This window comes from Acidiphilium multivorum AIU301, assembly GCF_000202835.1.
In the GTDB taxonomy this organism is placed as follows: Bacteria; Pseudomonadota; Alphaproteobacteria; order Acetobacterales; family Acetobacteraceae; genus Acidiphilium; species Acidiphilium multivorum.
Window position 1 is genome coordinate 2,515,534 of the sequence record NC_015186.1, and the last position, 11,302, is coordinate 2,526,835.

Consider the following 11,302-nt stretch of genomic DNA (forward strand, 5'->3'; position numbering starts at 1 on the left):
CCCGGCGCGCGGTCGATTCGGGATTTTTTCCCGATACACCACTTGCAGTTTAAGATAAATATTCGACGATAAGCATTTGTAGCTGGCTCAGCCGCGGAGGAAACAGGGATGGAAAAGCGGGATTTCCCGAGCGGCGGAATACGCTCGTTTTCATTTTGCGCCATGGCCGTATCGGCCGGTCTGGCGGCAAGTGCCGGCATCGCCGACGGGCAGGTCGTCCCGCCGGCCCAGAACCCGATCGTGGTCGCGCCGGCAGCCGGTGCCGAAACGCCGCCGGCCAAGGCCGCACCATCGAAATCCCCGATCGGGATCCGGACGATCCGCGTCAATGTGGCGCCGCTTGGCGGCGCCGAGATCAATGCAGGAAAATGGCCGGCGGCGATCCAGCAGTTCGGCAGCAGGCAGATCAACCGGAACGGCAACCCGAGCGTGGTTTCGGCGCTGGACCGCTCCGCCTCGGGCGTGAACCTGCAGAACAGCCAGGCCAATCCGTATCAGCCGGACATCATTTATCACGGGTTCACGCTCTCGCCGATCCAGGGAACGCCGGAGGGCATCAGCGTCTACGTGAACGGCGCCCGGTTCAACGTGCCGTTCGGCGACCTCGCGCTATGGAGCGTGCTGCCCCAGGTCGCCATCCGGTCCATCAGCGTGCAGGACGCCAACCCGTTATTCGGCCTCAACGCCCTTGGCGGCGCGCTCGACGTTCAGATGAAGAACGGCTTCACCTATCATGGCGCGGAGGTCGAGGCCTCGGGCGGATCGTTCGGCACGTTCCGCGGCAACGCGCAATACGGCGTGCAGCACGGCAACGTGGCCGCCTACGCCGCGATCCAGGGAGCGCGGAGTTCAGGCTGGCGCGATGCGCAATCCTCGGCGCTCGAAAGCTTCTACGGCGATCTTGGCTGGCGCGGGCCCGGCGCGGAATTGCACGTCAACGCCACGCTGGGACATTCGTTCCTGAACGGCCCGGCCGCGACGCCCGTTCAGCTCCTCGCCGTCAACCCGAATGCCGAATATACCGGCCCCAATTCCATCGAGGACAAATACGCCAAGCTGTCAGCCACGCTGACGGACCGGATCAATGCCAGGACATCGCTGCAGGCGGTTCTGTACTACGACAATCTCTGGGAGCATCTGATCAACGGCAACGGGCCGAACGATCTTCCCTGCGGCGCCGGCCCGTATGGTGGCGACATGTGTCAGGGCGGTTCCAACACGCCCGCCACGCTCGCGGGTGGCGGCTATGTCCCGTATTATGCGTCTCCGACCGGCCGTTACGGATCGCTCGCCGTCAACACCACCAACACAAACGGCTATGGCGCCTCGCTGCAGCTCACCCGCAAGCAGCGCGTGTTCGGACTGCGAAACCACATTGTCGCCGGCGTCAGCTTCGACGGAGGTTTCACGAACTACACGGCGGCAAGTTACGACGGCATTCTCAATGCCGAGCGCAACTATGCGCCGCCGCCGGGGATCGCCTATCCGGGCTACAAATCGGACGAGGCGGGAGCCGTCCCCGTCGGAATCGTGGTGCGCAACGCGTATTACGGCCTCTACCTGCTCGACACGCTGGACCTCACCAGACGATTGACCCTGACGCTCGGCGGCCGGTTCAACATCGCGAACATCGCCCTGCACAATCACAATCCGCCGGATCAATATGTCGGCGGGCAGGGGCTCAACGCGCGGCACTATTACAAGCACTTCAATCCGGATATCGGCTTCGCCTACAAGCTGACGCCGCTCGCCACGCTCTATGGCAGCTATTCGGAGGCGAACGCGGTGCCGACACCTGCGGAACTGTCCTGTGCGTCCCCCACCGCTTCGTGCACGCTGGCGAACTTCATCGCGACGGATCCGAACCTGAAACAGGTCGTTGCCCACACGTTCGAAGCCGGTCTGCGCGGCGCCTTCCTGGTGCCGGACAATGGCACGCTAACCTATAACGTCGATTACTATCATGCCGTCGCAAACAACGACATCGAGTTTCTCCAGTCGCCCTATCTCGGCCAATATACGGGATATTTTGCCAATATCGGCAGCGTTCTGCGACAGGGCGTCGATCTGGCGCTGAAGCTCAACGAACGGCGCTGGGACGCGTATTTCACCTACTCGCGCATTCAGGCCACTTACCAGAGCGGCTTTCTGGTTAGTTCGCACAATCCCTCGGCGGTCGGCGGCGTCATCACTGTCCAGCCAGGCGACTTCCTGCCCGCCATTCCGAAAAACATCTTTAAGTTCGGCGCCGACTACAAGATCACGCCACAATGGACGGTCGGACTGGCTGGCAACGCGCAGACCTATACCTATCTGCACGGCGACCAGTCGAATCAACAGCCGCCGTTGCCTGGCTTTGTGACGCTGAATTTCAACACGAGCTACAAGGTGACGCCTCGCGTCACCGTGTTTGGCGAGGTCGACAACCTCACTGACGCCAAATATTACGAGTTCGGCGGATTCTCCAGCCCCGCCGGCGAGGCGCTGACCCTCGGTTCCGGCTATAACAATCCCCGGGCCTATTCGGTCGCGGCGCCAATCGGGGGGTATGCCGGTGTCCGTGTCAAATTCTGATGCGCCGGCCGTCGAATATCGAAAGTGCGCGGCCCAGCGACCGATGCGGACCTGGAGTGAACCCCCTGGGCTCGACCACGGAGGTTTATTCGAACCAGAACATCATCCGGTCAGACGGCTCCATCTGACCGGATCAGGATGCTCTGGTGATCAACATGATAGAGCACGACATCCGATCCGACAGGATCGGAAAGTGCTCTAGTGTCCCGAATCTGAAATCCATCGGATTTCAGATTCAAAGTGGACACTGGGAAAAACAATAGTTTAGTGGCCTGCTTGTCCCTGAAATTCACCCACGAATTTCAGGGGCAGGACACTAGAGCATCATCCGATCAGATGGAGTCATCTGATCGGATAAAGATGCTCTGTTTATCAATATGATAGAGCACTACATCCGATCCGAAAGGATCGGAAAGTGCTCTAGAACGGAATTTCGTCGTCGAGTTCGCCGCCGCCGGCCCGCCCGGCATCCCATCCGCCGGCACGCGGCGCACCGCCGCCGCCACCGGAGGGCCGCGATGCCGGGCGCGGCATGTCGTCACCGCCCGCCCCGGCGCCAGCACGGTCGAGCAGCACCAGCTCGGCGCCGATCCGGCCCAACATGATTTCGGTGGTGTATTTCTCCTGGCCCGACTGGTCGGTCCATTTGCGGGTCTGCAACTTGCCCTCGAGATAGATCTTCGAGCCCTTCTTCAGGAAGCGCTCCGCCACGTCGGCCAGCCGGTCGTTCATGATGACGACGCGGTGCCACTCGGTGCGCTCCTGCCGCTCGCCGCTCATCTTGTCGTTCCAGGTTTCCGAGGTCGCGACCGCGAGATTGACGATCTTCATGCCGGACTGGGTCGTCCGCATTTCAGGATCCCGCCCGAGATTTCCAACCAGGATCACCTTGTTCACACTACCCGCCATCGTCTTCCCCTTTGCATCCGGAACCGCGCGGCAGCGAGTGGCTGCCTGCGGCTATGGTATCAACACGGCTTGGACATGCTGTCCAGCCATCCCGCCGGTCCGGTGGCGGACCGGCGGGCGCGGGCTCAATGATCGAACGCCGCGTGATCAACCTTGCCGTGGAAGATGGTGTAGGCAAAGGCGTTGTAGGCGATGATGACCGGAATGAGGACGACCGCGCCGACAAGCAGGAATTCCTGCGAGCCGACGGGGGATGCGGCCTGCCAGATCGTCACGCCGGGCGGGATGATGTGCGGGAACAGCGAGAAACCGAGGCCGAGAAAGCTGGCGAGGAACAGGCCGAGCGCGCAGAGGAAGGCGGTGCTGTCATGCACCGCGCCGCCGTGGCGCAGGGCGCGGAACAGGAAGAAGGCCAGCGCCGCCACCGCGAGCGGGGCGAGGCCGGTGACGGCGAGGCCCGGCCAGGTGAACCAGCGCACGGCATAGGCGTGGTCGAGCAGCGGGGTCCAGACGCTGACGGCGAGGATGCCCGCGAGCATCCCCACGGTGAGACGGGCGGCTTCGCGGCGCATCCGCAGCTGCAGCCCGCCCTCGGTGCGCCAGACCAGCCAGGCGGCGCCGAGCAGCGCGTAGCCGCAGACCACCGCAAGGCCGGTGAACACCGAGAAGGCGGAGAACCAGGCGAAGGGCCCGCCGGCGAACTGGCCGCCGGCGACCTTGGTGCCGTGCAGCACGGCGCCGAGGATCGCTCCCTGGCAGAAGGCGGCGATGACCGAGCCGAACCAGAACCCGTAATCCCAGTTGAGCCGGTGCCGCTCGGTATGGGCGCGGAAGCGGAACTCGAAGGCGACGCCGCGCAGGATGAGGCCGATCAGCATGGTGATCACCAGCGGGTAGACCGCCGGCAGGATCACGCTGTAGGCCTCGGGGAAGGCGCCGTAGAGGCCGGAGCCGCCGAGCACGAGCCAGGTTTCGTTGCCATCCCAGACCGGGGCGATGGAATTGACCATGATGTCGCGCTCGGCGCGGCCGCGCTCGGCCGCGAACAGGATGCCGACGCCGAGATCGAACCCGTCGAGCACGACATAGGCGAAGATCACGAAGGCCATGATGCAGCCCCAGATGATCGGTAGGGTATGGGCGTTGAGCATGGCCATCACTCCGCCGGGCTCGGGGCCGGCGCGGGATCGTGCAGGCGGTGCGGGCCGTGGCTGCGCAGCGGCTTGTCGTCGCGCAGCGGCGGTTCGCCCACCGTCGGCTCATGCGCCATCAGGCCGAGCACGTAGCGGATGCCGACGCCGAAGACGAGCGTGTAGAGCACGATGATGATACCGAACGACCAGACGATCTCGCCCAGGGTGAGCGGCGAGGCGCTCTGCACCGTGCGCAGCACGCCATAGACCGTCCAGGGCTGGCGGCCGGTTTCGGTGACCACCCAGCCGGCGATGATGGTGAGGAAGCCGGCCGGGCCCATCGCCACCGCGAAGCGCTTGAACCAGGCGTTCTCGTAGAGCCGGCCGCCGCGGCGCAGGGCCAGCGCGCCGAGGGCGAGCAACAGCATCAGCGACCACAGCCCGACCATGACGCGGAAGCCCCAGAAGGTGGGGATCAGCACCGGCCAGTCGGACTTCGGAAAGGCATCCAGCCCCTGCACCACGCCATGCAGCTTGTGGGTGATGATCAGCGAGCCGAGATCGGGGATCTTCACGTCATACAGCAGGCGGCCGAGGCTGCGGCTTGGCCAGCCGAACAGGTGCAGCGCCTGGCCGGCGCGGGTGTGAAAGTCGCCCTCCATCGCGGCGAGCTTCAGCGGCTGGTCGGTCATCGTCGCGCGGCCGGATTCGTCGCCGACGAAGCCCTGCACCGGCACGGCGATGGTCAGCAGCCACATCGCCATCGAGAACATCAGCCGGCTGACCGGATTCTTCGGGTTGCGCAGCAGGTGGAACGCGCCGACCGCGCCGACGGCGAGCGCCGTCGCGATGAAGGCGGCGAGCACCATGTGCAGCCACATATAGGGGAAGGTCGGGTTGAAGATGATGGCGAGCCAGTTCTTCGGGATGAAGGCGCCATCCGGGGCAAGGGCGTAGCCGCGCGGCGTCTGCATCCACGAATTCGCGGCGAGGATCCACGAGGCCGAGATCAGCGTGCCGATCGAGACCAGCGCGGTCGCCGCGAAATGCAGCTTCGGGCCGACGCGCGACATCCCGAACAGCATGATGCCGAGGAAGCCGGCCTCGAGGAAGAAGGCCGACATCGTCTCCCAGGCGAGCAGCGGCCCGAGGATCGGCCCGACCTTGGCCGAATAGCCCGCCCAGTTGGCGCCGACCTCGTAGGCCATCACCAGGCCGGAGACGACGCCGATCGCGAAGATCACGGCGAAGATCTTCAGCCAGTAGCGGTAGGCGTCGAGATAGACCGGGCGCTTGGTGACCAGCCACATCAGCTCGAGCACCGCGAGATAGGCGGCGAGCCCGATCGAGAAGGCCGGGAACATGATGTGAAAGGCGATGGTGAACCCGAACTGGGCGCGCGCGAGCACGAGCGCCAGTCCGCCGGCATGCAAGCTTGTCATTCTCTGTCCGTATCGTCGTTGTTGTGGTTGTCGTCGGCGCCGGCGAGGGTGTCGGCTTCGGTGGCCTCGGGCCGGGAGCGGCCAGCCTTGCCGCGCCCGAGCAGCGGCAGACGGTTCTTCAGTTCCAGCAGCGCGACGACGCGGCCGCCGAGGCGGAGGAGCTGGACCAGATCCTTGTTGTCGAGCTTCTGCACGTCTTCCGACCAGCGCATCAGCAGCTCGATCAGGTCGTGCATCTCGGCGAGGCGGCGCTGGGCGCGGCGGTCCGCCTCCGAGCGGGGGGCCTCCATCAGCAGGTCGCGCAGCACGGTGAGGGTGGGGTCGATCTCGCGGCGGCGCCGCTCCTCGGCGAGGGTGCGGACGATCTGCCAGATATCGTCGGGGGTGGAGAAATGCTCCCGCCGGTCACCCGGCAGATGCTGCAGCCGCACCAGGCGCCAGGATTGCAGCTCCTTCAACCCCATCGACACGTTCGAGCGCGAGAAGCCCAGGGTTTCGGCGATCTCGTCGGCCGGCAGCGGGCGGTCGGAGACATAAAGCAACGCATAGATCTGCCCCACCGTGCGGTTGATGCCCCAATGGCTGCCCATTTCGCCGAAATGCAGCACGAAGGCCTCGGTGAGGGGGGATAACGGCATTGCCTGAACTTTCAGAAATTTCTAAAATCCAAGTAGACATTGATCCAGCCCTGTCAAGGCGGGCGGTCAGGTCAGGACGTGATCGACCGGCAGAAGCGGCGGCGGCAGGTCGGCCGCGCCGAGCGCCTCGAGCACCGCGATCTCGATCGTCCGCACGAAGGCGTTGAGCGGCAGCGCGTTCTGCGACAGCGCGAAAGGCTCCTCGAGCTCGTCGCCGAGCGCATCGAGGCCGAAGAACGCATAGGCCAGGATCACGGTGACGACGGGGGTCGCAAGGCCAAGGGTCTGCACGAAGCCGAAGGGGAGGAAGATGCAGAACAGCCATGCGGTGCGGTGCAGCAGCAGGGAATAGGTGAAGGGTGGCGGCGTGGCCCGCAGCCGCTCGCACGCGGCCTGGATGCCGGTCATCGCGGCAATCCGCTCGGCGAGGATGCGGTAGAGCATGTCGCTCAGCCTTCCGGCCGCGACCAGGGCGGCGAGTTCGCCCGAAAGCCGGCGCAGCGCGGCATCGGGCCGGTTCTGCCGGCCGGCCAGCCAGTCCCGCTCGGCGGGCGCGATCCAGTCTTCCCACTCCGCCCCCGCCTCGCCGCGCAGATGGTCGCGCAGCAGATGGGCGAAGGCGACGATGCGGCCGCCGAGGCGATGCGCCAGCGCCGCGTCCTCCGGCAGGAGCGCGCCGACCTCCCTGATCAGGGCGCGCGATTCCGCGATCAGCGCGCCCCATTGCCGCCGCCCCTCCCACCACCGGTCGTAGCAGGCGCTGTTGCGGAAGCCGAGAAAGATCGAAAGGGCGAGGCCGAGCAGGGTGAACGGCAGCGTCGCCAACGGCCAGCGCGGGAGCGGATAGGCGGCATGGGCGAGCGTCACGCCGAGCGCGAGGACAAAGACGGCCAGCAGCCGCGGCGCGACGCGCAGCAGGATCGATCCGCGCAGGGTGGTCAGCAGGGTCAGCGTATCGGCACGATCGCGGACGATCATCGCGGGCTTTGTCCTTTGTGCGGTTGACGGGGGCGGCATTCAGCCGGTGCCGGCATCCCAGTAGGGCGGGCGGCCGAACCTGGTCTCGATGAAATCGAGAAAGGCGCGCACCTTGGGGGAAATCCGCGCATGCGGCGGATAGATGCCATAGATCCCGCCGGGCCGGGTCGAGATCATCGAGAACCAGTCGGGCAGCAGGCGGACCAGCCGGCCGCGCGCGATATCCTCGCCGACCAGCCAGACCGGCAGCAGGGCGATGCCGACGCCGGCGAGTGCCGCGTCGAGCAGCGCCTCGGAATCATCCGAGCGGAGGATGCCGGCGATCGGCACCTCCTCCTCCGGCTCGCCCGCCTCGGTGCCGCGGCGGAAGAACCAGCGGTCGGTCGGCTGCAGCGTGTAGATCAGCGCGTTGTGCCGCAGCAGGTCGCGCGGCGCGGCGAGCGGCGGGGCGCCGGCGAGATAGGACGGGCTCGCGCAGACGACGCGGCGGTGGCCGGCGAGCTTGCGGGCGATCAGCGTCGAGTCGATCAGCGGGCCGATGCGGATGGCGAGGTCGGCGCCGCTGGCCAGCAGGTCCATCCGCACGTCGGTGAAGGAGAGTTCGAGCCTGAGGCCGGGATAGAGCTTCAGGAAGTCGGGAATGAAGGGCACGACATGGCGGCGGCCGAAGGCGCCGGGCAGGTTGAGCCGCAGCAGGCCTTGCGGCCGCGCCTGCATCGCCGCGACCGAATCGCGCGCCTCGTCGAGATTGCGGAGGATGGCCTGCACCTGGGCATAGAACTGCTCGCCCGGCTCGGTGAGGTGCAGGCGGCGGGTCGAGCGGTGGAACAGGGCGACGCCGAGATCCGCCTCGAGCGCGGCGACGGCGCGCGAGACGGTCGAGACCTTCGCCCCCTGCGCCTCGGCCGCCTTCGAGAAACTGCCAAGCTCGACCGCGCGGCCGAACAGGCGCAAGGCTCCCAGGTAATCCACGTTCCGACCTCCGGCAGGGGCGGCACCCGCACGCGGCGCCGGTGCCCTGATGTCGGCCATACGCCGCCGCGCCGCAAGGGGCGGCGGGGCCGCGCGCCCTGCCCCGCCCTGCACAGGAGTTTTGCTGCCCGAGGGGTTGCGGAGGCCGGCCCGCGGCGTCACGTGCGGGACGCGCCCGGCATCCGGGCCGGCGCGGCCAGCCTGGAGCGTCACCCGCCCGGATGGAATCGTCCGGTCCGGTAACGATGCTTTAATTGTCAATATCATAGAGCACGGCATCCGGTCCGGGAGGATCGGAAGGCGCTCTAGCGGAGATGCTGCCCATGACCACCCGACGTCGCATCGTGCCCGATCACAACCTGAAGGGAATCCGGCGCTATGACGCGCCGGCCGGCGGCTGGGGCGCGCTGCGCGCCACCGCCAAGGCGATCCGCACCCAGATGGATGCCGGCGACGCCGCCCGCCTGCTGCTGCGCACCAACAAGCCCACCGGGTTCGACTGCCCCGGCTGCGCCTGGCCGGACAAGGAACACACCTCGACCTTCCAGTTCTGCGAGAACGGCGCCAAGGCGGTGACCTGGGAAGCGACGCGCAAGCGCGTCGGCCCCGATTTCTTCGCCGCCCACACGGTCAGCGAGCTGCTCGGCTGGTCGGACCACGCGCTGGAGGATGCCGGGCGGCTCACCCACCCGCTGGCCTACGACCATGAGAGCGACACCTATCGCGAGATCGGCTGGGACGACGCCTTCGCCCGCATCGGCGCGGTGCTGCGCGCCCTGCCCGACCCCGACATGGTGGAGTTCTACACCTCCGGCCGCGCCTCGAACGAGGCGGCGTTCCTCTACCAGCTCTTCGCCCGCGAATACGGCACCAACAATTTCCCCGACTGCTCGAACATGTGCCACGAGGCCACCAGCGTCGGGCTGCCGCAGTCGATCGGGTTCGGCAAGGGCACCGTCTCGCTCGACGATTTCGACCATTGCGACCTGATCATCGCGATGGGCCACAATCCCGGCACCAACCATCCGCGGATGATGGGCACGCTGCACGAGGTCGCGCGCCGCGGGGTGCCGATCATCGTGTTCAACCCGATGCGCGAGCGGGCGCTGGAACGCTTCGCCGACCCGCAGAACGCGGTCGAGATGGCGACGCGGGGGGCGACGCCGATCGCCTCGACCTACCTGAAGGTGCGGGTCGGCGGCGATGCCGCGGCACTCTCGGGCATCATGAAGGCGCTGCTCGAACTCGACGCCGAGGCGGGGCCGGACGCCGGCATCCTCGATCGGGCGTTCATCGCCGCGCACACCAACGGGTTCGAGGATCTCGCCGCCGACCTGCGGGCGACGCCGTGGGAGCGGATCGAGGCGGCGAGCGGGCTCTCGCGCGCCGATCTCGCCACCGTGGCCGGGCATTACGCGCGGGCGAAATCGACCATCGTCACCTACGGCATGGGCATCACCCAGCACGCGACCGGCACGCAGAATGTGCGGCAGATCGCCAACCTGCTGCTGCTGCGCGGGAATTTCGGCCGGCCGGGTGCCGGGATCTGCCCGCTGCGGGGCCATTCCAACGTGCAGGGCGACCGCACCGTGGGGATCACCGAGAAGCCGGGCGAGGCGATGCTGGAGCGGATCGCGCAGCGCTTCGGCTTCACCCCGCCGCGCGCCCACGGGCATGACGCGGTCGCTGCGATGGAGGCGATGCTGCGCGGCGACTCCCGCGCGCTGATCGCCCTCGGCGGCAACCTCGCCATCGCCATGCCGGATACCGAGGCCTGCGCCGCGGCGATGCGGCGGCTCGATCTCGCCGTGCATGTCGCCACCAAGCTCAACCGCTCGCACCTGCTGATCGGCCGGGAGTCGATCATCCTGCCCTGCCTCGGCCGCACCGAGGAGGATATCCAGGAGAGCGGGCCGCAGGTCATCACCGTCGAGGACTCGATGTCGATGGTGCATGCCTCGGCCGGCAAGCTCGCGCCGGCCTCGCCACTGCTGCGCTCGGAGCCGGCGATCGTCGCCGGCATCGCCATGGCCACCCTCCCCGACAGCACCGTGCCCTGGCGCGAGATGGTGGCCGATTACAGCCTGATCCGCGACGCGATCGAGGCGGTGTTCCCCGAATTCGCCGATTTCAACGCGCGGATCGCCGTGCCGGGCGGCTTCCGCCTGCCGATCCCGCCGGCCGAGCGCGTCTGGCGCACCGCCTCGGGCCGCGCCGAGTTCATGCCGCCGGCCGGTGCCGGCGCGGCGCAGGCCCCCCTGCTGCTGACCACGATCCGCAGCCATGACCAGTACAACACCACGATCTACGGGATGGACGACCGCTATCGCGGCGTGTTCGGCCGGCGCGACGTCGTGTTCATGAACCGCGCGGACATGGCGCGGCTCGGCATCGAGCATGGCGGGCGGATCGACGTCGCCCATGCCGAGGACGGGGCGCATCGCCTCGCCGGGTTCACCGCCATCGAATACGACATCGCGGAAGGCTCGGTCGCCGCCTATTACCCGGAGGCCAACGTGCTGATGCCGCTGGCCCGGCACGACCGGCAGAGCGGCACGCCGACCTACAAGTCGGTGCCGGTGACGGTGGCGCCGCTCGCCGCCGGGGAATAACGGGGCCTCGCTGTCCGGTCGGGTGGACCCATCCGGCCGGAACG

At 67.2% G+C, this 11,302-nt stretch carries 8 protein-coding genes; 2 read left to right on the forward strand and 6 right to left on the reverse strand.

Annotated elements, in window-relative coordinates; translation table 11 throughout:
• The first annotated feature begins 162 nt into the window (after positions 1–162).
• A complete protein-coding gene (locus tag ACMV_RS11370; protein WP_231844396.1) occupies positions 163–2,574 on the forward strand; it encodes a TonB-dependent receptor in 2,412 nt (803 codons plus the stop codon).
• Between the two features lie 420 nt (positions 2,575–2,994).
• Here the strand turns inward: ACMV_RS11370 and ssb are convergent, their stop codons facing one another.
• From ssb to ACMV_RS11400, 6 genes are all read right to left on the reverse strand, one after another.
• Positions 2,995–3,483, reverse strand: coding sequence for a single-stranded DNA-binding protein (ssb, locus tag ACMV_RS11375; protein WP_013640502.1), 489 nt, complete (start codon positions 3,481–3,483; stop codon positions 2,995–2,997).
• 125 nt (positions 3,484–3,608) lie between these two features.
• Entirely contained in the window at positions 3,609–4,634 is a 1,026-nt protein-coding gene (gene cydB, locus ACMV_RS11380) for a cytochrome d ubiquinol oxidase subunit II (protein ID WP_013640503.1), read from the reverse strand.
• A 5-nt stretch (positions 4,635–4,639) separates the two neighbouring features.
• Positions 4,640–6,058, reverse strand: a complete 1,419-nt coding sequence (locus tag ACMV_RS11385; RefSeq protein ID WP_013640504.1) for a cytochrome ubiquinol oxidase subunit I — start codon at positions 6,056–6,058, stop codon at positions 4,640–4,642.
• Positions 6,055–6,696 carry a GbsR/MarR family transcriptional regulator gene (locus ACMV_RS11390; protein ID WP_013640505.1) on the reverse strand — a complete coding sequence of 214 codons (642 nt, stop codon included), beginning with the start codon at positions 6,694–6,696 and terminating at the stop codon, positions 6,055–6,057. The genes ACMV_RS11385 and ACMV_RS11390 overlap by 4 nt, the downstream gene beginning before the upstream one ends.
• A 66-nt stretch (positions 6,697–6,762) precedes the next feature.
• Entirely contained in the window at positions 6,763–7,674 is a 912-nt protein-coding gene (locus tag ACMV_RS11395) for a bestrophin family protein (protein ID WP_013640506.1), read from the reverse strand.
• A 39-nt stretch (positions 7,675–7,713) separates the two neighbouring features.
• On the reverse strand, positions 7,714–8,646 hold the full coding sequence (locus ACMV_RS11400) for a LysR family transcriptional regulator (RefSeq protein ID WP_007424563.1): 933 nt from the start codon (positions 8,644–8,646) through the stop codon (positions 7,714–7,716).
• A gap of 323 nt (positions 8,647–8,969) precedes the next feature.
• Here ACMV_RS11400 and ACMV_RS11405 point away from each other — a divergent pair, with 323 nt between their 5' ends.
• Entirely contained in the window at positions 8,970–11,258 is a 2,289-nt protein-coding gene (locus tag ACMV_RS11405; RefSeq protein WP_048857956.1) for an FdhF/YdeP family oxidoreductase, read from the forward strand.
• Positions 11,259–11,302: the final 44 nt, after the last annotated feature.